The 25624-nt window shown below is 75.3% G+C and carries 23 protein-coding genes; 9 read left to right on the forward strand and 14 right to left on the reverse strand.

The genetic code is table 11. The features are described 5' to 3' along the window. Window positions 1-16 precede the first annotated feature (16 nt). Window positions 17-2617: a class III lanthionine synthetase LanKC gene (gene lanKC / locus ABWK59_RS08455; protein WP_354639250.1), complete on the forward strand. Its 2601-nt coding sequence runs from the start codon at window positions 17-19 to the stop codon at window positions 2615-2617. 136 nt (window positions 2618-2753) lie between these two features. Here the strand turns inward: lanKC and ABWK59_RS08460 are convergent, their stop codons facing one another. The 3 genes from ABWK59_RS08460 to ABWK59_RS08470 all read right to left on the reverse strand — a co-directional run bounded on the left by ABWK59_RS08460 (window position 2754) and on the right by ABWK59_RS08470 (window position 4798). Next, the gene (locus tag ABWK59_RS08460) at window positions 2754-3431 is read right to left on the reverse strand and encodes an anti-sigma factor (RefSeq protein WP_354639252.1); all 678 of its coding nucleotides are present in this window, start codon (window positions 3429-3431) and stop codon (window positions 2754-2756) included. Next, window positions 3428-4006: a sigma-70 family RNA polymerase sigma factor gene (locus tag ABWK59_RS08465; protein ID WP_354639253.1), complete on the reverse strand. Its 579-nt coding sequence runs from the start codon at window positions 4004-4006 to the stop codon at window positions 3428-3430. Before ABWK59_RS08465 ends, ABWK59_RS08460 begins: the two co-directional genes overlap by 4 nt. A 165-nt stretch (window positions 4007-4171) precedes the next feature. Then, window positions 4172-4798, reverse strand: a complete 627-nt coding sequence (locus tag ABWK59_RS08470; RefSeq protein WP_354639254.1) for a hypothetical protein — start codon at window positions 4796-4798, stop codon at window positions 4172-4174. Between the two features lie 310 nt (window positions 4799-5108). Between ABWK59_RS08470 and trxA the strand changes: the two genes are divergently transcribed. Next, window positions 5109-5525, forward strand: coding sequence for a thioredoxin (trxA, locus tag ABWK59_RS08475; protein ID WP_354639256.1), 417 nt, complete (start codon window positions 5109-5111; stop codon window positions 5523-5525). A gap of 91 nt (window positions 5526-5616) precedes the next feature. Here trxA and ABWK59_RS08480 read toward each other — a convergent pair whose 3' ends face one another. Continuing rightward, the gene (locus ABWK59_RS08480; protein ID WP_354639257.1) at window positions 5617-6234 is read right to left on the reverse strand and encodes a TetR/AcrR family transcriptional regulator C-terminal domain-containing protein; all 618 of its coding nucleotides are present in this window, start codon (window positions 6232-6234) and stop codon (window positions 5617-5619) included. Window positions 6235-6371: 137 nt separating this feature from the next. On the opposite strand from ABWK59_RS08480, the gene ABWK59_RS08485 reads away from it, so the two are divergent. Both ABWK59_RS08485 and ABWK59_RS08490 read left to right on the forward strand, forming a co-directional pair. After that, window positions 6372-7913 (forward strand): APC family permease, encoded by a 1542-nt coding sequence (locus ABWK59_RS08485; protein ID WP_354639259.1) that lies wholly within the window; start codon window positions 6372-6374, stop codon window positions 7911-7913. Between the two features lie 123 nt (window positions 7914-8036). Then, window positions 8037-9128, forward strand: a complete 1092-nt coding sequence (locus ABWK59_RS08490; protein ID WP_354639261.1) for a WD40/YVTN/BNR-like repeat-containing protein — start codon at window positions 8037-8039, stop codon at window positions 9126-9128. Between the two features lie 37 nt (window positions 9129-9165). On the opposite strand, the gene ABWK59_RS08495 is transcribed toward ABWK59_RS08490, so the two are convergent. After that, window positions 9166-9630, reverse strand: coding sequence for a MarR family winged helix-turn-helix transcriptional regulator (locus ABWK59_RS08495; protein WP_354639262.1), 465 nt, complete (start codon window positions 9628-9630; stop codon window positions 9166-9168). A gap of 119 nt (window positions 9631-9749) precedes the next feature. Between ABWK59_RS08495 and ABWK59_RS08500 the strand changes: the two genes are divergently transcribed. Beyond that, window positions 9750-10532 carry a dioxygenase gene (locus tag ABWK59_RS08500; protein WP_354639263.1) on the forward strand — a complete coding sequence of 261 codons (783 nt, stop codon included), beginning with the start codon at window positions 9750-9752 and terminating at the stop codon, window positions 10530-10532. A gap of 16 nt (window positions 10533-10548) precedes the next feature. Here the strand turns inward: ABWK59_RS08500 and ABWK59_RS08505 are convergent, their stop codons facing one another. After that, window positions 10549-11178, reverse strand: coding sequence for an NAD(P)-dependent oxidoreductase (locus ABWK59_RS08505; protein WP_354639265.1), 630 nt, complete (start codon window positions 11176-11178; stop codon window positions 10549-10551). 211 nt (window positions 11179-11389) lie between these two features. Here ABWK59_RS08505 and ABWK59_RS08510 point away from each other — a divergent pair, with 211 nt between their 5' ends. The 3 genes from ABWK59_RS08510 to ABWK59_RS08520 all read left to right on the forward strand — a co-directional run bounded on the left by ABWK59_RS08510 (window position 11390) and on the right by ABWK59_RS08520 (window position 14247). Next, on the forward strand, window positions 11390-12139 hold the full coding sequence (locus tag ABWK59_RS08510; protein WP_354639267.1) for an SDR family NAD(P)-dependent oxidoreductase: 750 nt from the start codon (window positions 11390-11392) through the stop codon (window positions 12137-12139). 104 nt (window positions 12140-12243) lie between these two features. Beyond that, window positions 12244-12585, forward strand: coding sequence for a MerR family transcriptional regulator (locus ABWK59_RS08515; protein ID WP_354639269.1), 342 nt, complete (start codon window positions 12244-12246; stop codon window positions 12583-12585). Window positions 12586-12714: 129 nt separating this feature from the next. Next, window positions 12715-14247 carry an AMP-binding protein gene (locus ABWK59_RS08520; RefSeq protein WP_354639270.1) on the forward strand — a complete coding sequence of 511 codons (1533 nt, stop codon included), beginning with the start codon at window positions 12715-12717 and terminating at the stop codon, window positions 14245-14247. 17 nt (window positions 14248-14264) lie between these two features. Here the strand turns inward: ABWK59_RS08520 and ABWK59_RS08525 are convergent, their stop codons facing one another. Continuing rightward, a complete protein-coding gene (locus tag ABWK59_RS08525; protein WP_354639271.1) occupies window positions 14265-15035 on the reverse strand; it encodes a helix-turn-helix transcriptional regulator in 771 nt (256 codons plus the stop codon). 279 nt (window positions 15036-15314) lie between these two features. Between ABWK59_RS08525 and ABWK59_RS08530 the strand changes: the two genes are divergently transcribed. Beyond that, window positions 15315-16100 carry a TIGR03084 family metal-binding protein gene (locus ABWK59_RS08530; protein ID WP_354639272.1) on the forward strand — a complete coding sequence of 262 codons (786 nt, stop codon included), beginning with the start codon at window positions 15315-15317 and terminating at the stop codon, window positions 16098-16100. A gap of 36 nt (window positions 16101-16136) precedes the next feature. Here ABWK59_RS08530 and ABWK59_RS08535 read toward each other — a convergent pair whose 3' ends face one another. From ABWK59_RS08535 to ABWK59_RS08565, 7 genes are all read right to left on the reverse strand, one after another. Beyond that, window positions 16137-16730: a GNAT family N-acetyltransferase gene (locus ABWK59_RS08535; RefSeq protein WP_354639273.1), complete on the reverse strand. Its 594-nt coding sequence runs from the start codon at window positions 16728-16730 to the stop codon at window positions 16137-16139. 9 nt (window positions 16731-16739) lie between these two features. Next, the gene (locus ABWK59_RS08540) at window positions 16740-17555 is read right to left on the reverse strand and encodes a hypothetical protein (protein ID WP_354639275.1); all 816 of its coding nucleotides are present in this window, start codon (window positions 17553-17555) and stop codon (window positions 16740-16742) included. Window positions 17556-17703: 148 nt separating this feature from the next. Next, complete coding sequence (locus ABWK59_RS08545; RefSeq protein ID WP_354639277.1) at window positions 17704-20940, reverse strand: error-prone DNA polymerase; 3237 nt, start codon at window positions 20938-20940, stop codon at window positions 17704-17706. A 103-nt stretch (window positions 20941-21043) separates the two neighbouring features. Next, window positions 21044-23245, reverse strand: a complete 2202-nt coding sequence (locus ABWK59_RS08550; RefSeq protein WP_354639278.1) for a hypothetical protein — start codon at window positions 23243-23245, stop codon at window positions 21044-21046. A 1-nt stretch (window position 23246) separates the two neighbouring features. Continuing rightward, window positions 23247-23945: a hypothetical protein gene (locus tag ABWK59_RS08555; protein ID WP_354639279.1), complete on the reverse strand. Its 699-nt coding sequence runs from the start codon at window positions 23943-23945 to the stop codon at window positions 23247-23249. A 121-nt stretch (window positions 23946-24066) separates the two neighbouring features. Beyond that, window positions 24067-24693, reverse strand: coding sequence for an alpha-ketoglutarate-dependent dioxygenase AlkB (locus ABWK59_RS08560; protein ID WP_354639281.1), 627 nt, complete (start codon window positions 24691-24693; stop codon window positions 24067-24069). A gap of 175 nt (window positions 24694-24868) precedes the next feature. Continuing rightward, entirely contained in the window at window positions 24869-25600 is a 732-nt protein-coding gene (locus tag ABWK59_RS08565) for a DUF4386 domain-containing protein (RefSeq protein WP_354639283.1), read from the reverse strand. Window positions 25601-25624: the final 24 nt, after the last annotated feature.

Consider the following 25624-nt stretch of genomic DNA (forward strand, 5'->3'; position numbering starts at 1 on the left):
ACCCTGGAAGCGCACGGTGTACCTCCACTACCTCCAGCACTGCCAACCGGACAGCCCGTACTTCGACCTCCCGTCCCAGGACCGCGCGGCGGGCGACTACCCCGCCGCCCGCGATCGGCTGCCCGACGGCTGGAGCCGTGACCTCAACCCCCACTGGTCCTTCCACGCCCCCCACGGCTGCCGGCTCCCGTCCCAGGGGTGGAAGATCCACGTCTCGACGGTGCCGGACCGGGCCGAGGCGGTGCTGGCGGTCGTCCGCGCCTTCTGCGAGGCCGGGCGGATCCCCTTCAAGTTCATCCGCAACCCGCACGTCCTCACGGACCGCAACAGCAAGTACGGGGACCGCGGCAGCAGCGGCAAGTTCATCACCGTCTACCCGCTCGACGAGGAGCAGTTCGCGACCGTCCTCACCGAACTCGGCGAGCTGCTCGACGGCGAGCCCGGGCCCTACATCCTCAGCGACCTGCGCTGGCGCGAGGGCCCGCTGTACGTGCGCTACGGCGGCTTCGTCCTGCGGACCGTCACCGACGCCCGCGGCCGGCAGGTCCCCTGCATCGAGGACCAGGACGGCCGGCTGGTGCCCGACCGGCGCGGCCCCGGCTTCCACCCGCCCGCCTGGGTGACCCTGCCGGAGTGCCTCGCCGAGGCCGTGGCCGCCCGCAGCGCCGGCACCACCCGCGGCCTGCCCTTCGCGGTGCGCAAGGCCCTGCACTTCTCCAACGGCGGCGGGGTTTACGAGGCGACGGAACTGGCGACCGGCCGCACCGTCCTCGTCAAGGAGGCCCGGCCGCTGGCCGGCCTGGACGGCCGGGGGACGGACGCGGTCGCCCGGCTGGAGCAGGAGTGCTGGGCCCTGCGGACACTGGCCGGGATCCCGGCCGTGCCGGAGCTCATCGACTACCGCAAGGGCCACGAGCACTACTACCTCACCCGTGAACTCGTCGACGGGACCGCGCTGACCCACGGCGGCGGCACGGCCAACCCCTGGGCGGAGGGCACCCTCGACGACGCCGGCGCCCGCCGGTACACCGCCTGGGCGCTCGACATCCTGGAGCAGACCGAGCGGACGCTGGACGCCATGCACGACCGCGGCGTCGTCTTCGGTGACCTGCACCCCGGGAACGTCCTCGTCCGGCCCGACGGGACCGTCGCGTTCATCGACCTGGAGACCGCCACGCCGATCGATGCCGCGGCACCCCAGGTCATCGGCGTCCCCGGGTTCCGAGCCCCGGCCCACTACCGCGGTACGGCGCTGGACCGCCACGCCCTGGGCTGCCTGCGGATGGCCCTCTTCGCCCCGATGACCGTCCTGCTCGACCACGCGCCGGAGAAGCTGGACCGGCTCCTCGCCCTCATCACGGCCCGCTTCCCGGTCCCCGCCGACTTCGAGCGGCAGGTGCGCCGTGACCTCGCCGGCGGGCCGGACGGACCGGACGCCGGACCGGGTGCCGGACCAGGTGCCGAACCCGGTGTGACCGGGACCCGGCCCCGGACCCGGCCGGCACCCGAGGAGCCGGCGCAGCCCTCGGCGGCGACCTGGCCCGCACTCCGGGACGCCGTCGCCGGCGGCATCCTCGGCAGTGCGACCCCCGAGCGCACCGACCGCCTCTTCCCCGGGGACGTCGAGCAGTTCACCGTCCCGGGCGGCGGGGCGGCCTTCGCCCACGGCGCGGCCGGGGTGCTGTGGGCCCTGGCCGAGACCGGGGTCGACGTCCCCGACGCCCACGTCCGCTGGCTGGAGGGCGCCGCGCACGCCCCGGCCGAACCGCGCCTCGGCTTCTACGACGGGCTCACGGGCATCGCCTTCGCCCTGCACCGGCTCGGCCGCACCGACCGGGCCCGCGACCTCCTCGAACGCGTGCTCACCTCCGGGCTGGACCACCTCGACCACAGCCTGTCCGCCGGACGCGCCGGCGTCGGCCTGGCCCTGCTGCACTTCGCCCGGTGCACCGGCGAACAGGAGCTGCTCGTCCGCGCCCGGGACCTCGGTGACCGGCTGGCCGGCGGCGTCACCGGGGCCTCCCGGCCCGGACTGCTGCACGGGCGTTCCGGCGTGGCGCTCTTCCTGCTGCGGCTCGCCGAGGAGACCGGTGACGACTCCCTGCTGACGGCCGCCGCCGAGGCGCTCCACCAGGACTTCGCCGACCTCGGCCTCACCGGACCCGAACCCGAAACCGGAATCGAGTCCGGATCCGCGGCACGGCGGGTGCCGTATCTGGGCGCCGGCGGTGCCGGAGCGGCCCTGGTCGCCGACCGGCTGCTGCCGCGGCTGCCCGACCCCGACCCCCGGCTCACCCGCGCCCTGGACCGCAGCCGCACCGCCCTGACCACGGAGTTCCATCCCCGGGTCGGCCTGTTCACCGGTCGTGCCGGCATCGTCCTGGCGCTACAGCGGCTGCAGCGCGGCACCCCGGAGGACACCGAGGCCCTGCGCCGCCACCTCGCGGCCTTCGACTGGCACGCCGTCCACACCGGGCAACACACCGAGTTCCTGGGTGAGCTCGCCCTGCGCCGCTCCAACGACCTCGGCACCGGATCCGCCGGGGTGCTCCTCGCCCTCGGCGCCGCGCTGGGCAGCGGCGGCACCACCCTGCCGTTCCTGGAGAGCCCCCGGTGAACCGCGTCCCCGCGCCACCGGCCCACCGGGTACGGTCCACCGGCCCCGGGGAGGGTCGACCTGCGGGCGCTCTGCCACGGCCGCCTGGTCAGCCCCTGCTGGGCGGGGCCGCCCGGCCGGGGCGGCCCCGGTGCGGTCAGGCCCGGGCCGGGACGGTGACCAGGAGCTGGGTGTCGTCCAGGGTGCGGATCTCGAAGTGGTCGATGTCGCCGGGCATCAGGCCCGCGCCGCCGGTGGTGCGCAGCGCGGCGTCGGCGCCGTACCCGGTCGGCGGGACGGACCAGGTGGTGACGGTCTGGCGCTCGCCCCGGGTGGAGACGGCGACCAGGTCGCAGCTCTTCGGCCCCGGGACGTTGGAGAGCGCCAGGCTGATCTCGCTCCCCCACTTGCGCGGGCTCACCCCGACCGTGGCCGAGACCCCGGTCGCCGGGTCGGTCGCGCTGAACTGCTGGACGGCGACGGCCGGTTGCCGTGCCGCGGTGTCGGTCAGCGCCCAGGTGGCCGCCGGCCCGCCGACCACCAGCACGGCCGCGACCGCGACCAGCGCCAGCCGCCGCACCCGGGACCGGCGCCGGGTGGCGGACACCTCGCCGACCAGCCGGTCGAGCAGCTGCCCGCTCGGCTGCTCGGCGGGCCCGCCTACCTCGGCGAGTTCGGCCAACAGGGGTTCCAGGGAGCCGAGTTCGGCGACATCCGCGGCGCAGCGCGGGCATCCGGCGAGGTGCGCCTCGAAGCGGTCGCGGTCCGCCGGATCGAGGACGCCGAGGACGTACGCGCCGACGTCGACGTGGTCGCCGTCGTGATGCGGCGTCATGATGTCACTCCTCGTTCCTCCAGGGCGATCTTCAGCGCCCGCAGGGCGTAGAAGATCCTGGACCGCACCGTGCCGGCGGGAATGCCGAGTTCGGCCGCGGCCTCGTTGACCGTACGGCCTTTCAGGTAAGTGGCGACGATGACCTCGCGATGGGCTTCGGTCAGGTCGTCGAGTGCGTCGGAGATCGTCATCAACCGCAGCGCCTTTTCGAGTTCGTCCTCGGCCGGCAGCAGCTCCAGCGGCCCGGAGTCGACCTCGCGCGGGCGGGCGAGGCTGCTGCGGTGGCCGTCGATCACGATCCGCCGGGCCACCGTCACCAGCCAGGGACGCAGGTTGGACCCGTCGCCCTCCAGCCGGTCGATGTTGCGCCAGGCGCGGACCAGCGTCTCCTGGACCACGTCCTCCGCCCGCTGGCGGTCGCCCGCCACCAGCCGCAGGACGAAGCCGAACAACGGCCCCGCGTGGTCCCGGTAGAGCGCGCGCATCAGCTCCTCGTCCGGTCCGGGGCCGGAGGTCGGCCCGGACGGCGGACGGTTGCCGCCGAACCGTCCGGATGCGCGGGGATGCTCGGTCACTGCGCCATCCTTGCGCACCCGGTGCCTCCTGGTCGAGACGGGCCGTCCGGCGCGGGCGGTCCCGTCGGTCACTGCGTGGTCGTTCGTGCCGCCTCAAGTTCCGGGCGGCTCCTGTCGATACCTGGTGTGGGTGCGGCGCGGGCGCCCGCGCCGCACCCGCCCCGGTCAGTAGCCGTAGCCGCCCGCCGGGCTGGTGGCCGGGGCCGCCGGGCTGGCCGGGGCGGAGGCGCCGGCCTTGCCGCCGGTCGGAGTGATCACGAACCAGGTGCCGTTGACGCCCTGGCCCTTGGTGTCGCCCGGCTTGGTGTCGGGCGCGTAGCGGTACACCGGCCAGCCGTTCAGGGTGACCTGCTTGGAGCCGTCGGCCCGGGTGACGGTGGAGACCAGGGCCTTGTCGATGCCCTTGAGCTCGGGTGCCGAGTCGCCCGCCATCACGGGCGGCCAGGTGGTGGCGCAGGCGCCGTTGCAGTTGGAGACCGGCGGCTTCGCGGTGTCCTTGTCGAAGCGGTAGAGGGTCCGGCCCTCGTTGTCGGTGACGATCGCGCCGAGGCCGGCGGCCGTGGCGGTCGCCAGGCCGGCCTGGCCGGACTGCCCGCCGGGCTGGGCACCGGCCTGGGTGGGCTGCGACTGGGCGGGCTGCGACTGGCTGGCGGCGCCGGTGCTCCCGGAGGTCCCCGAGGACGAGGAGTAGTCGGACTCGCAGGCCGTGACCAGGGCGACGGCGGTCAGCGCGGACGCGGCCAGCAGGACGGTACGGCGGATGCGGGGCGCGGACTGGGTGAACTTGGGCATGACGGATCCCCCACGAGGCATGGTCGGTTGATTCTCCGGGTGGTCGCGGTCTGGCCCGCCCACCCGCGGGGGCCCCCTCGGCACCCGCACATCCAGGGATACGGAGCGCGGGGACGGGGTGTTCAACGTGGCGGGAAGTTTTTTTCGGCGCGGTGCGACGGGAGTGGCCGGCGGTGGCTGCGGGGCCGGTCAGGGCGGGTGGGGACGGGCGGGAGGGAGGACGGAATAGCGCGGGGGCGGTGCCGGTTGACGGGTGCGAACGGCTCAGGCGCGATGGCCTCGTGGGAGGCCGAAGGGCAGGTGGAAGCTGATGGGCACGGTCGAGTTGACCGCGGACAACTTCGAGGAAGTCGTCCAGGGGGTGGAGAACAAGGAGTTCGTCCTCATCGACTTCTGGGCCGGCTGGTGCGGGCCGTGCCGGCAGTTCGCGCCGGTGTACGAGCGGGCGGCCGAGAAGCACGCGGACATCACCTTCGCGAAGGTGGACACCGAGGCGCAGCCCGAGCTGTCGGCGGCGTTCGACATCCGGTCGATCCCGACGCTGGCGATCATCCGGGAGGGGGTGCTGGTGTTCGCGCAGGCGGGGGCGCTGCCGGAGCCTGCCCTGGAGGACCTGATCCGCCAGGCACGGGGGCTGGACATGGCGGAGGTGCACGCCGGGGTGGCGGCGCAGCGGGAAGAGGCGGAGAAGACCCGGGCGGCGGCGGGGGAGGCCGAGGCCGGCTGAGCGGCGCTCCGCGGGGGCGGAGGCCGGGGGTAGCGGGGTGAGACGGAGGGCGGTCCCGGACGGGCCGCCCTCCGGGCTCGGGGCGGCTCCGTCAGGCGGCCGGTCGCAGGCCGTTGAGGAGGAGGCGGAGGGCGAGCTCGAAGCCGCGGTCGTCGAGGTCGGGGCCGCGGGTGGTGGAGGCTTCGAGGGCGGTGGCGAGGGCGGGGTACTGCGGGCGGTAGTGGGCGGCGTCGCGGGTGAAGCCGGCGGAGAAGGTCTCCAGGGCCGAGCCGAGGACGAGGTAGTCGAGGGCGGCGGCGGCCTCGGCGGCGTCGGCGGGGGTGAGGCCGGCGCGGGTGAGGGCGGCGAGCAGGGTGTCGTAGGTGAGCAGCTGGCGGCCGGCCTCGACGCGGCGGCGGGCGAGCAGCGCGATGGTGTTGGGGTGCCGCAGGAAGACGGCGCGGTAGCCGCGGGCGTACGCGGTGAGGCCGGTGCGCCAGTCCTCGTGGTCGAGGGGGGTGAGGTCGATCTCCTCGTTGACGAGTTCGGCGAGGGCGTCGAGGAGTTCGTCCTTGCCGGCGACGTGGTTGTAGAGGGAGGCGGCCTTCACGCCGAGGCGGTCGGCGAGGGCGCGCATGGTGAGGCCGCCGGGCCCGTCCTCGTCCACCGTCTGCAGGGCCGCGCGGGCGATGATCTCCCTGCTCAGCAGTGGTCTGCTCGGTCGCCCCACGTCGTTCCGCCCCTTCGCCCGTCCGGTCGCCGACCCGTCACGTTACAGCCTGGTGTCGGTGTCTTCCGTTACCGGTCGGCAGCCGTTACGGTCCACGACTAACAAAGTTAGTTTTAGCCGAGGACGAGGTGGCAGCGATGACCGACGACCTTCCTGGACCGCACTCCCCCGCCGACAGCGAGCGATTGGCCGCCCTCGGCTACCGGCAGGAGCTGCGCCGGAGTCTCGGGGTGCTGGGCAACATCTCGATGGGCTTCGCCGTGGTCTCGCCGGTGGTCGGCCTGTACGCCGTCGCCCAGGTGGGCCTGTCGGTGGACGGCGGCGCCTGGGTGTGGGCGCTGCCGGTCTGCCTGCTCGGCCAGCTGCTGGTGGTGTGCGTGTACTCGGAGCTGGCCTCGCAGTGGCCGCTGGCGGGCGGGGCGTACCAGTGGAGCCGGCGGCTGGCCGGGCCGTCGTTCGCGTGGATGACGGGCTGGATGTGGCAGTTCGCGGTGATGTTCGCCAACACCACGGTGGCGTACCTGGCGGCGCCGTGGTTCTTCGCCCTGTTCGGGGCCGTCCCCACCCCGCCGCAGCTGGTGCTGACGGCGGCTGGGTTCACCCTGGTCTGCGCGCTGGTGAACGCGTACGGGATCACCCTGCTGCGGCTGTTCGTGTCGCTGGGCATCGCGGCGGAGGCGATCGCCTCGGTGGTGGTGGGACTGGCGCTGCTGCTGTTCTTCCGCGAGCACGGCCTCGCGCTGCTGACCGACGACCTGGGCGCGCCGGCCGTGACCGGGAGCACCGGTGTGGCGGCCTTCCTCGCGGTGGTGGCGGTCGGCGGCTGGGCGTTCATCGGCTTCGACGCCTGCGTCTCCACCGCCGAGGAGACCAAGGACGCCGCCCGGCAGGTGCCGCGGGCCATGCGCTGGGCGCTGCTGAGCGTCGGCCTGGTGGTCGTCCTCAACGCGGTGGCCGTGGTGCTCGCCCACCCCGACCCGGCCGCGGTGGTGGCCGGCGCGGACCTGGACCCGGTGACCACGGCGGTCACCACCGGTTTCGGCGACTGGTCGGCCAAGCCGTTCGTGGTGGTGGTGCTGGTGAGCTTCACCGCCTGCCTGATGGCCTCGCAGGGCGGCGCCGCCCGCGGCCTGTACTCGCTGGCGCGGGACGGCGTGTTCCCGTTCGCCGGGCAGGTCCGCCGGGTCAACCGGCACCGGGCGCCGATCGGCGGCCTGGTCGCCGCCACCCTGATCAGCAGCGCGGCGCTGCCGCTGGGTCTGGAGTCCACGGCGATCGGCAGCCTGATCACCTTCGGCAGCGCGGCCACCTTCCTGCCGTTCTTCCTGCTCACCGTGGCCGCCCTGGTCGCCCGGCTGCGTGGGACGTGGCGGCCGGCCGGCGCGGTCTCCTTCGGGCGCTGGGGCACCCCGCTCAACCTGCTCGCGGCGGTGTGGACGGGCCTGGAGGTGGTCAACATCTGCTGGCCGCGCGCGGTGCTGGCCCCGCCCGGGGCGCCCTGGTACCAGGTCTGGGCCGCGCTGCTCGGCACCGGCGCGGTCACCCTCGCCGGCCTCGGGTACCTGCTGGTGCGCCGTCCGCAGCGGCTGATGGCCGACCTCGGCGGCGGCGTCCACGACAGCGGCCTCGACGGCCACGGCTCTGCCGGCCGGGCCGAGGCGGCCCCCGCCGTGCGGTGACCCCGCCGCCGGGCGCGGCGGGCGGTTGTCCGCCGTACCCGGCGCGGTGACGTGCGGCGCCGGGCGGCCCGGAGCAGACTGGCGCGCGCGGGGGGCCGCTCGATGCTGACCAGGTGGGATGCCATGACCGAGGTACTGCTTGCCGTCGGGACCCAGAAGGGCCTGTTCCTGGGCCGCAGCCCGGACCGGACGGCGTGGAGCTTCACCGGACCGCACTTCGCCATGAACGCGGTGTACTCGGTCTCGATCGACCGCCGGGCCGGCCGCACCCGGCTGCTGGTCGGGGCCGACAGCAGCCACTGGGGCCCGTCGGTCTGGTGGTCCGACGACCTGGGCGCCACCTGGCACGAGCCCTCCGCACCGGCGGTGAAGTTCCCCGAGCGCACCGGCGCCTCGCTGGAGCGGGTCTGGCAGCTGCACCCGGCGGGCGACGAGGCCCCCGGCGTGGTGTACGCGGGCACCCAGCCGGCCGCGCTGTTCCGGTCCGAGGACGGCGGCGAGAGCTTCCGGCTGGTCGAGGCGCTCTGGGACCACCCGCAGCGGCCCGAGTGGAACGCCGGCTTCGGCGGCCAGGGCCTGCACACCATCCTCACCGACCCGGGCGACCCGTCCTCGGTCACCGTCGCCGTCTCCACCGGCGGCGTCTACCGCACCGCGGACGGCGGGGAGAGCTGGCAGCCGTCCAACGCCGGCATCCGCGCCGAGTTCCTGCCCGACCCGGACCCGGAGTTCGGCCAGTGCGTGCACAAGGTGGCCGCCGACCCCACCGACCGCAACCGCCTCTACCTGCAGAACCACGGCGGGGTCTACCGCAGCGACGACGGCGGCGGCCACTGGACGCCCATCGACGACGACCTCCCCGCCACCTTCGGGTTCGGCCTGGCCACCCACCCCCGGCGGCCCGCCACCGCCTACCTGTTCCCGCTGGACGCCGACTACGCCCGGCTGCCGGTCGGCCACCGCTGCCGGGTCTTCCGCACCGAGGACGCCGGCGACACCTGGCAGCCGCTCTCCGAGGGCCTGCCGCAGGAGGACCACTACGGCGTCGTCCTGCGCGACGCCCTGTGCACCGACGACGCCGAGCCGGCCGGCGTGTACTTCGGCAACCGCAACGGCGAGGTGTACGGCTCGGCGGACGACGGCGACAGTTGGTCGCTGCTCACCTCGCACCTGCCGGACGTGCTGTGCGTCCGCGCGGCGGTGGTGGCGGTCTGACCGGTCGGGGCTGCGAGGGGCGCGGGGCGCGCGTGGGTCAGCGGTCGGAGCCCCGGAGGCGGTCGCTGACCGTGGCGAGGCTCTCGGCGAGACCGGCGAGCTGGGCCGGGGTGAGGACGTCGATCAGCGCTTCACGGACGGCCGCGACATGGCCTGGGGCCGCGGCCCGCAATGCCTGCCAGCCCTTCTCGGTGATCTCGGCGAACACCCCGCGGACGTCGCTCGGACAGGAGCGGCGGGAGACCAGTCCGGCCTTCTCCAGCTGGGTGACCTGGTAGGTCAGGCCGCTCTTGGAGGTGATCAGGCGGTCCGCGAGGTCGGTCATCCGCATCGCGCCGTCGGACGAGGCGGAGAGCTGGACGAGGATCTCGTACTGGGTGTGGGAGAGGCCGGCGTCGTCCTTGAGCTGGCGCTCCAGGTGCCGCGCGACCAGGTTGCTCGCCGCGACGAAGCCCCGCCAGGCGGCCATCTCGTTCTCGTCCAGCCAACGCGGTTCGTCCATGGGTGCATCGTACTCCCGTTGTTCAAATTCGAACTCGGGTGTACCGTCGAAGACGTACGGTTCAAATTTGAACCAGATGCTGGGAGGCACGCCCGCCGCCCTGGAGCCCGGAGGACCCGATGAGCACCGCCGCCCCGGAGCGCATGCCCGCGCTCTACCTCTCGCACGGCGCCCCGCCGCTCGCCGACGACCCCGTCTGGCCCGGCCAGCTCGCCGCCTGGTCGGCCGACCTGCCGCGGCCCAAGGCCGTGCTGATGGTCTCCGCCCACTGGGAGGAGGCCCCGCTCGCCGTCGGCGCCACCACCACCGCGCCGCTGGTCTACGACTTCTGGGGATTCCCCGAGCACTACTACCGCGTGCGGTACGCCGCCCCCGGCGCGCCCGCGCTGGCCGAGAGCGTCCGCAAGCTGCTGCGCACCGCCGGCACCCCCGTCCAGGACATCCCCGACCGCGGGCTCGACCACGGCGCGTACGTGCCGCTGGTGGAGATGTTCCCGGACGCGGACATCCCGGTGCTGCAGATCTCGCTGCCGACCCTGGACCCGCAGCGGCTGCTGGAGATCGGCCGGAGGCTGGCACCGCTGCGCGACGAGGGCGTGCTGATCGTCGGCAGCGGGTTCTTCACCCACAACCTGCGGGCCCTCAGCTCCGACGGGCGGGTCAGCTCGGTGATGGCCGAGTTCGACGACTGGGGCCGCCGCGCCCTGGAGGCCCGCGACCTGGACGCCCTGCTCGACTTCGAGCACAAGGCACCGGCCGGGCGGCTGGCCCACCCGCGGACCGAGCACTTCGCGCCGCTGTTCGTGACCCTCGGGGCCGGTGAGGCCGACCTGGGCGCGCAGCGGAGTGTGATCGACGGGTTCTGGATGGGGCTGGCGAAGCGGTCGATCCAGCTGGGGTGAGGGGTGGCCGTCGCGGTCAGTGGCCGCAGGTGAAGCGTTCGCCGATGTGTCGGGGGTTCTCGATCTCGTCGAGCAGGGCGACCGCGTAGTCGGCGATGGAGATCCGGTCGGGGTCCGCGGGTGCGGACTCGGGGGCCGGGGTGGTGTCCGAGTCGGTGCGGTAGTGGCCGGTGCGCTCGCCGGGCTGGAGGGCGGCGGCCGGGCTGAGCACCGTCCAGCTGAGGTCGCAGACGGTGGCGTAGTAGGCGAGCGCGGCGCGGTGGGCGCTCCCGACGCGGGCACCCGGTTCGGCGGCTGGGACGCCGGTGCCGCCGCTGCCGCTGCCGCCGACCACGATCAACCGCGGTGCCTCGGCGCCGAGTTCGCGCAGACCGGCGACCAGGGCGTGGGCGGCCGGCTCGATCAGACGGCCCCGGCCCGGACCGTCCCCGCCGCCCACGGCACTGACCAGGACGTCCTGGCCGGCCGCCACCCGGGCGACGTCCTCCGGGTCCAGCACGTCACCCGGGACGACGGCGATGGCCAGGCCCTGGTAGCGGTCGGGATCGCGGACCACCGCGAGGACCTCGTGACCGCGGGAGAGCGCCTCGGTGACGATGCAGCGGCCGATGTTGCCGTTGGCGCCGATGACGGCGATCCGGGCCATGGGGTGCCTGCCTCTCCGGGGGCGGTGGGTCGTCGCTTCCAGCAGTACCACCGCGGGGGCGGGACACCGACGCGACGCGGCGCAGTCCGAAGGACGGGCCGGGGGCAGAGGGGCAACCACTCAGGGGCGCGTGGGGTGACCGGTTGCGTCATGGATTCCCTGGGGCGGCCGGTTGACCTTGTCGTTGGGGGGAGGGTTGGAGGGTGGGGGCATGGAGACGGAGACGTTCGTGGGCAGGGTCGTCGTGGTGACGGGGGCCGGTACGGGGATCGGGCGGGCGGTTGCGCGGGAGTTCGCGGAGCTGGGGGCCCGGGTGGTGGCGGTCGGGCGGCGGGTGGGGCCGCTGGAGGAGACGGCGGATGGGTGGCCGGGGGTGGAGCCGCTGGTGGCGGACGTCACGGTCGACCCGGAGGGGATCGTCGAGCGGGCGATGGAGCGGCACGGTCGGCTGGACGTCCTGGTCAACAATGCGGCGATCGTGGTGAGCGGAGCCCTCGGCGCGATCACACCGGAGGCCATCGCCGCGCAGTCGGCCACCAACCTGGTGGCGCCGGTGCTGCTGACGCAGGCGGCGCTGCCCGCGCTGCGGGCGAGCCGCGGGGTGGTGGTGAACGTGAGCACCTCGGTCGGGCAGCGCGGCTGGTCGGGCAACTCGGTGTACGCGGCGACCAAGAGCGCCCTCGAACTCCTCACCCGCAGCTGGGCGGTGGAGCTGGCGCCGGCGGGCGTCCGGGTGGTGGCGGTGGCGCCGGGGGCGGTGGAGACGCCGATCGGGGAGCACTCCGGGCTGTCCGCGGAGCAGCGGGCGGCGGTCCGGACGTGGCAGGTGGCGCACACCCCGCTCGGGCGGGTGGCCGATCCTCGTGAAGTGGCGTGGGCGGTCACCCGGTTGGCCTCGCCGCGGGCGTCGTTCGTGACCGGCGTAGTGTTGCCGGTGGACGGTGGCGCCGTGGTCGCGTGACCCGTGGTCGCGTGACCCGTGGTCGCGTGACCCGTGGTCGGGCGAGCGGGGCCGGGGGACGGACGGGTACGGGCGGGTACGGACGGGTACGGACAGGGGCGAGGGTGCGGATCGGCGAGCTGGCGCGGGAGACCGGCAGTACGCCGCGGGCGCTGCGGCACTACGAGCAGGCGGGGCTGATCGCCTCGGAGCGGGCGGCGAACGGCTACCGGATCTATCCGCCGGGCAGTGCCGTGCGGGTCCGCAACATCCGCCGTCTGCTGGCGGCCGGGCTGACGGTGGAGGACGTCACGGCGTTCCTGCCCTGTCTGGACGGGGACGTGGCCGCCGCCCCCTCGGCCAAGGGCATGGAGATCGCCCGGGCCCGGCTCGACGTGCTGGACCGGCGGATCGCTGCGCAGACCGAGGTGCGCGACCGGTTGGCGGCGGCGCTGGGGCTTGTCTGACCGTGCGCGTCGCATCAGCGCGCGGCGGGAATCGTCGGACAAGCCCGACGGGCGGCTGTGCTGGTCCGTCCGGGTAACACCCCCGATCGGGGGTGTCTGTCCGCGGCGGGGGCCGGGCACAGTGGCCGCATGCAGACACCACTCTCCGTCATGGACTTCCTCGACCGCGCCGAGCTGGTCTACGGCGACCGGGTCGGGATCGTGGACGAGCCGTCGCAACCCGCCGCCTCCTGGGGCGAGGTGACGTACCGCCGGATGGGCGAGCTGGCCCGCGCCCAGGCGGCCGGGCTGGACCGCCTCGGGGTGGGCCGGGGCGAGCGGGTCGCGATCGTCTCGCACAACTCCGCCCGGCTGATGACCTCGCTGTACGGGGTGAGCGGCCACGGCCGGATCCTGGTGCCGGTGAACTTCCGGCTCCGGGCGGAGGAGGTGGCGTACATCGTCGAGCAGTCCGGGGCGTCCGTGCTGCTGGTGGACCCGGAGCTGGAGGAGTCGCTGGCCGGGGTGCCGGTCAAGCACCGGTTCACGCTGGGCGCGGAGAGCGACACGCTGCTGTACGACTTCGACCGTGAGCCGGTCCGGTACCCGGTGGACGAGTCGGACACCGCGACCATCAACTACACCAGTGGAACGACCGCGCGTCCCAAGGGAGTTCAGCTCACCCACCGCAACCTGTGGCTGAACGCGGTGCTGATGGGCCTGCACTTCGGCGCGAGCGACCGGGACGTGTACCTGCACACCCTGCCGATGTTCCACGCCAACGGCTGGGGCATGCCGTTCGCGCTGACCGGACTGGGCGCGCGGCACGTGGTGCTGCGGAAGGTGGACGGCCCGGAGATCCTGCGCCGGGTGGAGGAGCAGGGCGTGACGTTCATGTGCGGGGCGCCGGCCGTGGTGTCGATGGTGCTGGAGGCCGCGGCGGACTGGGACGGTCCGGTCCCCGGCCGCGACCGGGTGCGGATGATCGTGGCCGGCGCTCCCCCGCCCACCTCGGTGATCCAGCGTGTGGAGGAGGAGCTGGGCTGGGAGTTCATGCAGATCTACGGCCTGACCGAGACCTCCCCCGTGGTCACGGTGAACCGTACCCGCGCCGAGTGGGACGTCCTGCCGGCCGCCGAGCGGGCCGAGCGGCTGGTCCGGGCGGGAGCGCCGGCGCTGGGCAGCCAGGTGCGGGTGGACGAGGAGGGCGAGGTGCTGGTCCGCTCCAACACCGTGCTGGCCGGGTACTGGGAGCAGCCCGCGGAGAGCGCGGAGGCGCTGCGGGACGACTGGTTCCACACCGGTGACGGCGGCACCCTCGACGACGGGTACCTGACCATCTCGGACCGCAAGAAGGACATCATCATCACCGGCGGCGAGAACGTCTCCTCGATCGAGGTGGAGGACTGCCTGTACGACCACCCGGCGGTCGCCGAGGTGGCCGTGATCGGCGTGCCGGACGAGAAGTGGGGCGAGACCGTCAAGGCGCTGGTGGTGCTGCGGGAGGGGCAGTCGGCCACCGAGGCGGAGCTGATCGCGCACTGCAAGCAGCGGCTGGCCGGGTACAAGGCGCCGACCTCGGTGGAGTTCCGGGACGGGCTGGTGCGGACGGCCACCGGCAAGCTGCAGAAGTTCCGGCTGCGGGAGCCGTACTGGGCGGACCGGGAGCGGAAGGTCAACTGAGCCGGGCGCGGTCGGTCCTAGCTGACGAGGCCGAAGTCGCGGGCAGCGATGGTGAGTTCGACCCGGTTGCGGACGCCGAACTTGTGCATGGCGCTCTTCAGGTAGCCGGTCACGGTGTTGCAGGTGAGGCCGAGCTGGTCGGCGATCTCCGGGTTGGTCCGGCCGATCGCCGCCCAGCGGAGCACCTCCAGCTCCCGGGGTGTCAGCCGGGCCGGGAGCTCGGGCGGTCGGGCGGGTGGCGCCGGTCTGCGGGCGTGAGTCGGTGCCGGGGTTGCCGTGGTCCAGGCGGAGGCGCCGGCCAGGGCGCGGGTGGCGACCGCGGCGAGGTCGGCGACCGCCGCGATCCGGACGTCGCCGAAGGGGACGACCGTCCGCATCGAGGCGTACACCACGCCGTGCACCACCCCGTCCTGGAGCAGCGGCACGGTGAGCATCGCGTACAGGCCCTCGGCGCTGACCGCGGCGTCGTAGTGGTGGGAGATGGTGGTGGCCGCGCGGTAGTCGGGCACCCAGGTGGGGGCGCGCTCGGCGAGGGCGCGGCCGCCGAGGCCGGTGCCGAGGCGGACGTGGAGGCCGTGCAGCAGGTCCGCGCGGGTGCCGGCCCAGTGGCGCAGCGCCATCGCCCGGGGCCGGTCCGGACGGTCCGGCACGCCGACCAGGCCCACGTCGGCGCCGCACTCGTCCACCACCCGGCGGGCGAGGTCGCCCAGGACGGCGTCACGGACCAGCGCGGCGGCACGGGCGTCGATGCCGTCCGCCCCGGTGGAGAACTGGTTCGCCCCGGTCACGCCCGCGATTCTCACACGCCCCACCGGCCGTTGGGCACCCCCGGGGCGGAGGCTCCGGCTGGGGCTCCGGGCGGGCACGAGGGGGGCTCCGGCGAGGGCCGGGGCAGGGCGGACGTGCGGCGCCGCATCTTCCGGAATCGCGCAGTTCTCCCCCAGTCCGGCGGCTGGGAGGTGCCCCCACGCACCCCGCCGCGCCCTGGGGAAGCCGGCCAACCCGCTGGTGCAGGGGGCTGTACTGGCGGGTAGGACTGGGCGAGTCGATGGAGGAGGAGTAGGCGGATGGCTGATCTGGGTGGGCTGTTGGAGGATCTGCGGGAGGAGAACGCGGATCTGGACGGGATGGTGGCCGGGCTGGACCGGGAGGGGTTGGCCACGGCGACTCCCGCGGCGGGGTGGACGGTGGCCCATCAGCTGGCGCATCTGGCGTGGACGGACCGGTGGGCGCTGCTGTCCGTGCGTGATCCGGAGGGCTTCGGGGAGGTGGCGAAGCAGGCGTTCGCGAGCGGGTTCGACGTGGTGGAGGAGGGGGCGCGGGAGGGTGTCGGGCTCGCGCCCGAGGAGTTGCTGGGGCGCTGGCGGGCCGGGCGGGAGGAGTTGCTGGCGGCCCTGGCGGCGGTGCCGGACGGGGTGCGGCTGCCGTGGTTCGGGCCGCCGATGAAGGCGCCGTCGATGGTCACGGCCCGGCTGATGGAGACGTGGGCGCACGGGCAGGACGTGGCCGACGCGCTCGGGGTCGTCCGGCGGCCGACCGGACGGCTGCGGCAGGTGGCCCACCTGGGCGTACGGACCATGGGGTTCGCGTTCGCCGCCCACGGCCTCCCCGCGCCCCAGGCTTCGGTGCGGGTCGAGCTGACCGCTCCCGACGGCGGGTTGTGGACCTGGGGCCCGGAGTCCGCGGTGGACCGGGTGACCGGTCCGGCGCTGGACTTCTGCCTGCTGGTCACCCAGCGCCGCCACCGGGACGACCTCGCGCTGACCGCCGTCGGGGAGACCGCCCGGGCGTGGCTGCCGATCGCCCAGGCGTTCGCCGGTCCGCCCGGCTCCGGGCGCAAGCCCTCGGCGTGAGGGCAAGCCTCTCGGCGTGCGACCCCGGGCCGGCCGTCAGGCGGGTTCGGGGTCGCGGGCCAGCCGGGCGTGGAGGTGCTCGTCGTGGTACTCGCCGTCGCCGAAGCGGTGGGAGTCGCGCAGGGTGCCCTCGTGCCGGTAGCCGCTGCGTTCGGCGACCCGGCAGGAGAGGTGGTTGCCGGCGGCGTGGCTGAGCTCGATCCGGCGGGCGTCGGCGGTGTCGAAGGCCCAGCGGGTGGCCGCCCGGGTGGCGCGGACGGCGATCCCGCGGCGGCGGGCGGCGGGTACGGTCCAGTAGCCGATCCTGGCGAGCCCGTCGGCGCGGTCGCTCCAGCGGACGTTGACCGTTCCGAGCAGGGTGTCCCCGTCGGTGGAGACGGCGGCGAACCCGGCGAGCGTCCCGGTCCGCCAGCCGGCGGCCCGGGCGGCGATCCAGGCCCGGGCGGAGATGTCCTCGGTGGCGCGGACCGGGTTCCACAGGGCGATCACGGGGTCTGCGGCGGCGGCCTTGAGGGCGCCGAGGAACCCCCGGGTCCGGCTGTCGTGGCCCCACGGGACGAGCCGGAAGTCGCCGAGGTCGAGCCCGGTCGGGACGAAGGTCGGTTCGCTGGTCGGTTCGCTGGCGGGCATGGGCCGTTCCTACCGCCCGCCGGGCGGGTCCGCCAAGGGGTTTTGGCAGCGCGCGGCGGGGTGGCCCTGCGGGTGGAGCAGGGACAGGCGGGTGGTGGCGGCGGCGCGGGCGGGCGGGGTGCCGGCCGCCGTGGCGAGCAGGGCGAGGAGGGCGGGGTCGGTGGCCCGCTCGGCGAGGGTCCGCTGGTGGCGGTCGGCGAGGGCGAGGACCTCGGCGGGCGTCCAGGGTGCGCCGGTCTCGGCCGCCCGGAGCAGGGACCAGGCGCGCAGCCGTTCCGCGTGGGGCGCGCCGAGCGGGGGCAGGGCGGCCAGCCAGGCGGGGAAGCCGGGGCCGGTGAGGAGTTCCGCCGCCCGGCGGTCGAGGTGTTCGGCGGCGACGGCCTCGGCCACCTGGGGGTCGCGGTCGGCCGACGCCCGTTCCAGCAGGGCGGGTTCGTCGGCCGGGGTGGCGGCTGAGAGCATCCGGAGGTGGTGCCGGACGCGGCCCGGGGCGTGGGAGGGCGAGTGGACCTCCCAGCCGTCGAGTTCGGCGGTCACCGCGAAGTCGGCGCCCTGGGCGGCCGGGTCCCAGCCCTGGGCGAGGGCGTGGTCGAGGATCGCGCGGACCTCCCGCGGCGTGGGGTAGGAGGTGTCGGTGCACACGCCCCACGGGCCGAGCGGTCCGGCGGACACCAGCAGCGCGGTCAGCGAGCCTCCGCCGCGGCCGGCGGGCATCACCCGCAGGTGGACGCAGCGCTCCGCCCCGGAGGCGGTCCTCAGGTAGCCGAGCCGCCCGGTCCACCGGAACTCCCCCGCCCCGGTCCGCAACCACCGCAGCCGTGCCATGCCGTCCCCCCGTCCACTCCGCCACTCCGGCCGGACGGCCTCACCCTACGTCCCGCGGCCCACACACCCCGGTCCGGTGACCGCGGCCCACGTCCCCCGGCCCGGTGTCCACGGCCCACGTCCCCCGCCCGGTGCTCCGCGGGTCCGGTCAGACGGCGATGCGGAGCGGGGTGAGGCGGGTGGCGACCAGGTTGGTGGCGCCGTGGTCGCGTTCGACGTGGCCGTGGACGAGGAGGCCGGCGCGGTCGAGGGCGGTGCGGCGGTGGGGTTCCCAGACGTAGCGGTTGCAGATGACGTTGATGAGGCCGGTCTCGTCCTCCATGCTGAGGAAGAGCACGCCGCCGGCGGTGGGCGGGCGCTGGCGGTGGGTGACCAGGCCGCCGACCACCACCGGTGTGCCGGGCGGGACGTCGTGGAGCTGGGCGGCGCTGAGGGCGCCGGAGCCGCGCAGGACGTCCCGCAGGTGCTGCATGGGGTGGCTGGTGGCGGAGGCGCCGGTGGCCCAGAGGTCGGCGATGGTCTCCTCGACGGGGGTCATCGCGGGCAGCGGGGGCGCCTCGGCGCCCGGCGCGGTGCCGGGGAGGGTGTCGGGGGTGGCGGTGGCGTGCACCCCGGCGGCCCACAGGGCCTGGCGGCGGGTCAGCCCGAAGCAGGAGAAGGCACCCGCGGTGGCCAGCGCCTCCAGGACGGGGGCGGGCAGGGCGGTGCGGCGGGCGAAGTCCTCCAGGTCGGCGTACGGCTGCCCGGCGGCGACCTCCTCGGCCTTCCGGTCGCCGAGTCCGCGGACGGCGGAGAGGCCGAGCCGGATGGCGAACTGCGGTTTGCCGGCGGTGAGCGGGGGCGGGGCGGAGGGGTGCTCGCCGCCCTCCAGGGTGGGTCCGGCGGCGCTGGCGTTGACGTCCACCCCGCGGACCCGCACCCCGTGCCGCCGGACGTCGGCGATCAGGCTGAGCGGGGAGTAGAAGCCCATCGGCTGGTTGGCCAGCAGGGCGCAGGTGAAGGCCGCCGGGTAGTGGTACTTGAGCCAGGCGCTGGCGTACACCAGGTAGGCGAAGCTGATCGCGTGGGACTCGGGGAAGCCGTAGTTCGAGAAGGCCTCGATCTTGGCGTAGACGTCCTCGGCGGTCCCGGCGGGGATGCCGCGGTCCGCCATCCCGTCGAGCAGGCGCCGGCGCAGCTCGGCGACCCGCTGGTGGGACCGCTTGGCGCCCATCGCCTGGCGCAGCCGGTCGGCCTCGGCGGGGCTGAACCCGGCGCAGTCGATGGCGAGTTGCATCATCTGCTCCTGGAAGAGCGGGACGCCGAGGGTCTTGCCGAGGGACTTCTCCATCAGCGGGTGGGGGCAGTCGGGGGCCTCCACGCCGTCGCGCCGCCGCAGGTACGGGTGGACCGAGCCGCCCTGGATCGGGCCGGGCCGGATCAGCGCCACCTCCACCACCAGGTCGTAGAAGGTGCGCGGCCGCAGCCGGGGCAGGGTGGCCATCTGGGCGCGGGACTCGACCTGGAAGACGCCGACGGTGTCGGCCCGGCAGAGCATCTCGTAGACGTGCGCGTCGTCGTCGGGGATGGCGGCCAGGTCGTAGCGGTCGCCGTGGTGTCCGGCGATCAGGTCGCAGGTGTCGTGCAGGGCGGCGAGCATGCCGAGGCCGAGCAGGTCGATCTTGACCAGTCCGGCGCCGGCGGTGGACTCCTTGTCCCACTGGAGGACGGACCGTCCCGGCATCCGGGCCCACTCGGTGGGGCAGATCTCGCCGATCGGCTCCCTGGTGAGCACCATGCCGCCCGAGTGGATGCCCAGGTGCCGGGGCAGGCCGAGAAGTCGGCCGCCGAGGTCGAGGACGTCGGCGGGGATGAGGGAGTCCTCGGCGGGGGCGGAGCGGAAGTCGACCTGCCGGGTGAAGGCCTCGATCTGCCCGGTCGGGTAGCCGAGGACCCGGGCGGCGTCGCGCAGCGCGAGCCGGGGCCGGTAGGTGATCACGTTGGCGACCTGGGCGGCGTGCGCGCGGCCGTAGCGCCGGTAGACGTACTGGATGACCTCCTCGCGGCGGCGGTTCTCGATGTCGAGGTCGATGTCGGGCGGCCCGTCGCGCTCGACGCTGAGGAAGCGTTCGAACAGCAGGCCGTAGTGGATCGGGTCCACGGCGGTGATGCCGAGGGCGTAGCAGACCGCGGAGTTGGCGGCGGAGCCGCGGCCCTGGCACCAGATGTCCTCGCGGCGGCAGAAGTCGACGATGTCGTGGACGATCAGGAAGTAGCCGGCCAGGTCGAGTTCCTCGATGACGTCGAGTTCGCGGGCGAGCTGGCGCAGGGCGGGCCCGTTGCCGGGGCCGAAGCGGTCCGGGCCGCCGGCGACCACCAGGGCGCGCAGATGGCTGATCTCGGTGTGGCCGTCGGGGACGGGGAAGCCGGGGAGTTCGGGCTTCAGGCCGCCGAAGTCGAAGGCGCAGGCCCGGGCGAGGTCCACGGTGGCCTCCCGGACCCCGGGGAAGCGGGCCAGCCGGGCGGCCATCTCCCGCCCGGAGCGCAGGTGCGCGGTGCCGGCGGCCATGGTCCGGCCGGCGGCGTCCTGGAGGGTGCGGCGGTCGTGCAGCGCGGCCAGGCCCTGGGCCAGCCGGCCCTCGGCGGGGCCGGCGTGGTGGACGTTGTTCGAGGCGACGACCGGCAGCCCGGCCCGGGCGGCGAGGGCGGCGAGCCGGTCGTTGCGCAGGTCGTCGCCGGGCAGCCGCTGGTCGATCAGCTCCGCGTACACGTTCTCCGGCCCGAACGCCTCGGCGAGGCCGTGCAGTTCGCGCAGCGCGGCGTCCGGTCCCCCGGCGGCCAGCGCGGTCCGCACCCGGCCCTTGCGGCAGCCGGTGAGCACGGCCCAGTGACCGCCGTGGGCCCCGGCGAGCTCGGCGAGGTCGTACGCCGGGCGGTTCTTGGCACCGCCGCGCAGCTGGGCGGCACTGATCGCGGCGGAGAGCCTGCGGTACCCGGCGGGGTCGCGGGCGAGGACCAGCAGGTGCTCCTCCGGGCCGAGGGTGAGCTCGGCACCGAACACCGTCCGGACGCCGGACTCCCTGGCCGCCTGGGCGAGTCGGACCACCCCGTACAGGCCGTCGTGGTCGGTGAGGCCGAGCACCTCGATGCCGAGCCGGGCCGCCTCCTCGGCCAGCGCCTCGGGGTCGCTGGCGCCGTCCAGGAAGCTGAAGGCCGAGTGCACGTGGAGCTCCGCCCAGGGGTGGGCGGCGGCGGGGGCGGCGGGGCTTTCCGACGTCGGTGGGGCGGGGCGCTGCGAGGTCGGCGGGCGCAGGGGGACCACCGCGCCGGGGGCCGCCGGGCCGCTGCCGCGCAGGCGGCGGTGCAGCTCGCTCCAGGGGAGCTTGGGGTGGCTGGTGAATCCCATCGCGGGTGGTGCTCCGTCTCGGGTGGTGGTGCGGGCTGTGCTCACGCCCCCTCGTGCGATGCGCGGGCGGCGGGTCCGCCGGGGTCCGCGGGTCTTCGTCCGGTCAGTCGTAGGCGCCCTCCACGTACCAGCTGCCGTCCTCCACCGTCAGCAGCAGCGCGCGGCCGTCCGCGACGGCGACCTGGAAGCGGGCCCGGCGGCGGGACCGGGCCTGGTCCCACCAGTACTCGACCGCCGGCCACGGCCCGGTCCAGCCGTCCACCCGGAGCGGGCCGCCGTCGAGGTCGAGCACCGCGGGCGGCGCCGAGACCTCCGCCCGGCCGCTCACCGTGACCGGCCGGCCCCGTGCGTCCAGCACGGCGATGGGGACCGGGGTCCGCGGCACCACGGACGGCGCCGGGTCCTCCAGCCGTCCCGGCCACGGGGCCGTACGGTCCGTCTCCGGCTGCGGCTCGCCCCACGGGATCCGCTCCACCCGCTCCGCCGGGCCCCGGCCGCCGGACGGCTCCACCCGGCGCAGCCCGGAGTGCCCGAGCAGCGCCTGCACCCGGGCCACCGCGCGCTCCACCCGGTCCTCGGCCACCGCCTTGCCCCAGAGCGCCAGTTGACGTCCCTGGTCGGGCACGAGGCCGTCCGGTACCAGGCGCAGCACGGTGAACCCGCTGCCGTCCGGGAGGTGGGGGGTGTGCTCGTGGGGGGCGGGTGCGGCGCCGGTGAACAGACCGGTTCCCTGCCAGGCCTGCAACTGCCAGCGGACCCGTTCGGCCAGGGCGGAGGCGGTCAGCCGGCCCTCGTGCCGCCACAGCCGGGCGGCCGTCCGGCCGTCCGCGCAGGCCACCTCGACGGACACCCGCTGGCAGGTCAGGCCCGCCGCGGAGAGCCGCCCGTGCAGCTGCTCGGCGAGCGACCCGGCCACGAACACCAGCGGCTCGACGAGCTGCTCCGGCGGGTCGAACAGCTGCTCCACGGCCAGGTCCGGGCCCTCCTGGCGGGGAGCCAGCGGGCGCGAGCCCAGGCCGCGGGCCAGCCGGTGGGCGGCGGTCCCGGTCGGGCCGAAGCGGTCGGCGACGGACGCCCGGGAGAGCGCGGCGAACGCCCCGACGGTGTGGACGCCCAGCCTGATCAGCAGCTCGGCGAGCGACTCCTCGCCGAGCGCGGCCACGGGGTACGGCGCGAGGAACTCCGCCGTCCGGCCGAACGGCACCAGCACCCCCGCCCGCGCGGCCAGCACTGCGGCGAACAGGCCGTCCGCCACGCCGACATGGCTCGGCGGCGGCTCGACCGCGACCTCGACGGCGGCCTGGGCCGGGGCCTGCGGGGGCAGCGCGGAGGGGTGGTCGGGGTGGTCGGGCAGCGCGTTCACCGGCCCGCGGTCGTCGTGGCGCTCCGCGGTGGAGTCGGGTGCGGGCGGTGGAACGAGTTCCAGGTACGGGGTGTCGGCGGGGGCGACCGGAACGGTCCCACGGTCCCGGCGTGTTCGAACGGGGTCGGGGGTCGGCGCGTCCGGATTGAGAACGAGTTCCAGGTGCGGGGCGGCGCTGCCCCGGTCGAGCTGCCCGGGTACGCCGGGGACCGCCGTCTGCACAGCGGCCTCGGGCTCGGGCTCGGGCTCAGGCTCGGGCTCAGGGTCGGTGTCGGTGTCGGGTCCCGGCGCGACGGCGGGGGTGGGCTGCGGGTGGGCGAGGGCGGCGGTCACCGCTCGGTGGATCCGGGCGGCCAGGGCCTCCTCGCCGCCGAAGTAACGGCTCGGGCCCTTGACCGGGATCGCGCACATGCCGGGACGCAGCACCTCCACCCGGGGGGTGAACGCCTCCACGGCCGCGACCACCGGTTCGAACCGGCGGGCCTCGGCCTCCGTGTCGCGGTCGCGCAGCACGAGTTCGGGGCAGAGCCGCTGGGCCAGCCGCAGCCGCTGCCCGCGCCGGACCCCGGCCCTGCGGGCGGCGTCCGAGCAGGCCAGCACCCGGCCACCGACCACCACCGCGACCGACCCGGCCTCACCGCCAGCCGGGGCGGTGGCCACCACCGGCCAGTCCGGGCACCACACCACCAGCACGCGGGGCGGACGGACGGCGCCCGCGTCCCGCTCCGACTGCTCGCGCTGCTCGCGCTGTTCCGGCTGTTCCGGCTGTCCCACCTGCTCCCGCTGTTCCCGCTGTTCCGCCTGCGTGTACGGCTCGGGGCCGTCGCCCGGCTCCCCCGGTTCCTCCGACTCCCCGGCCTCCCCCAACTCCTCCGGCCCGATCAGCCACTCCTCCCCCGGCCGGCGCCCCCGGCCGTACCTCCGCTCCCACCGTCCGGCCATGTCACATCGCCGCCAGACCGCCCACGAGCGCAGCCGTCGGCACGGCAGCGGCGCGGTCCCCGGTCTCGACCGGGTGCTCCCGGGCCTCGATCGGGCGGGCGACACCGTGCTCGTCCGGCAGCCAGAGCCGCGCCGTTCGAACGCGGGTGGCGGTGCCCCGGCCCTCGGCGGCGACCTCGACCTGCCGGCCGCGCAGTTGCCCGTACCCCTCGCCCAGGCCGAACCAGCGGCCCGCGCGGACGCTCAGCCGCAGGACCGCGCCGGGCCACGGTCCGGCCACCAGCAGCGCGCAGCCGCCGCGGCGCAGGACGGCGGCGAGGCGGGCCGCGAGCTGCGGGGCCACCGGGCCGGTGGGGCGCAGCAGGATCAGCCCGACGGCGCCGGCCAGGGCGGAGACCACCTCGGGCCAGTGCGGGCCGGGGTCGTCGGCGAGCAGCAGCCGTCCGAGGTCGAGCCCGTAGCCGGCGGCGGCGCAGAGTCCGAGGTCGGGCATCCCGATCGCGGCCGCCCAGGCGTCGTCCGCGACCGCGCCGGCGGCCAGCGCGAGCAGCAGGCCCGTGTCGCCGTCCACCGAGACCGCCGTGCCGCGCCGCAGTCCGCCGCCGGGCAGCAGCGGGGCGAGCGCCGGCAGCGCGGGGAGCAGGTCGTCCCCGGAGGACGCGGGCGCCACGGTGGAGCGGAGAAGTGCTGATTCGAACATATGCACAATTCCAGGATCGGACATCAGTTCGAAGATATTCAAGTCCGTAAATCTGATGCATCGACAGAAACGCCCAGCTCAACCACCCTGTGCGACGGTTGCGGGCCCGCCGCCGTCCGGGTCAGTGCACGCCGCGGGTGCGGTACTGCACGCTGATCCGCGGCCCGACCCGCCGGGTGCTCTTGGGCACCGCGTGCTCCCAGGTGCGCTGGCAGGAGCCGCCCATCACCAGCAGGTCGCCGTGGCCGAGGGAGTGCCGGATCACCGGACCGCCGCCGCGCGGGCGCAGCAGCAGCGGCCGGGCCTCCCCCACCGAGACGATCGCGACCAGGGTGTCCTCGGCGGCGGCCCGCCCGCCGCGGTCCCCGTGCCAGGCGACACTGTCCCGCCCGTCGCGGTAGTAGCAGAGCCCGGCCGAGACGAACGGCTCGCGCAGTTCCTCGGCGTAGTACGCGCCGAGCGCGTCCCGGGCCCGGCCGAGCACCGGGTCGGGGAGTTCGTCACCCTCGCCGTAGTGGGCGAGCAGGCGGGGGACGCTCACCATGCGGTCGTACATCTTCCACTGCTCGGCCCGCCACGGGACCTGCGCGAGCAGCCGTTCGAACAGCTCGTCGGCCCCGGTCAGCCAGCCCGGCAGGACGTCGACCCAGGCGCCGGCGTCCAGCACCGTGCGCCGGACCCCGAGCAGCGGCCCGAGGCCGACCTCACCGGGTTCGTCGAACAGCGATCCCTGCAGCTGGAACTCCATGGCCTCAGCCTACGCCCGATTCGAACATATGTATGGTTGCCTCCGTCGGCGCGTCGACGGACGGTCCGGGGAGCCGCCCGGCGGCATGATCCGGCCGGGCGCTCGCGTGGCACCGGAGGCCCGCTGGAGCGCGGACCTCCCACACGGCACCGGACCTCCGACACGGCACCGGACCTCAACCGGCCCGGACGCCGACCACCTCCCGCGACCCGCCCGCATCGGACCCGCCCACATCAGCCCCAGCGGGCGGGCGGAACCCCGCGACGATCAGCCGGAAGGCCAGCGCCAGCTCCCAGGCGAACACCGGCACCGCCGCGAGCGACCCCCAGGTCGAGACCTGCGCGTACGCGCCGAACAGCACGGCCACCGCCGAGCCGAAGATCAGCGGCCCGCCGACCAGCCCCAGCACGGCGATGAAGCGCGGCACCAGCCGCGAGCGGTACAGCAGGGAGGCCAGCAGCACCGTGTTGGCGCCGAGGACGAAGTTCGGGCCGACCAGGAACGTCCAGTCGTGGACCGCCACCAGCGCCCGCCCGACGACGCGGAGCGTCTCCACCTCCCGCCCCGGCGCACCTTCCTGGCGCAGCGTCACCACGGCCAGCAGGCTGACGATCCCCACGGCGATGACGGCGGCCTCCAGCGTCCGGAGGGCGACGTAGCCGGCGGCGGCGCTCTCGCCGTACCGCCTGACCACGGGGAGCAGGGCGACCGCGGTGCCGACGATCGCGAGGGCGAGGAGCACCTCGAACAGCGCCCCGAGCAGCACCCGGGCGTCCGGGCCCGGGCCGGTGACGTAGTCGGCCCCGCCGAGCACCGGGCCGTACAGGACCAGGGCGCCGATCGAGGTGACGTGGGTGACGAGGAAGCAGGCGCCCGCCGCTGTCGCGAGCTTTCTCGGTGGGGCCACCGGGATTCCGTTCACGGGACTCCG

It is taken from the genome of Kitasatospora sp. HUAS MG31 (assembly GCF_040571325.1).
GTDB lineage: Bacteria > Actinomycetota > Actinomycetes > Streptomycetales > Streptomycetaceae > Kitasatospora > Kitasatospora camelliae.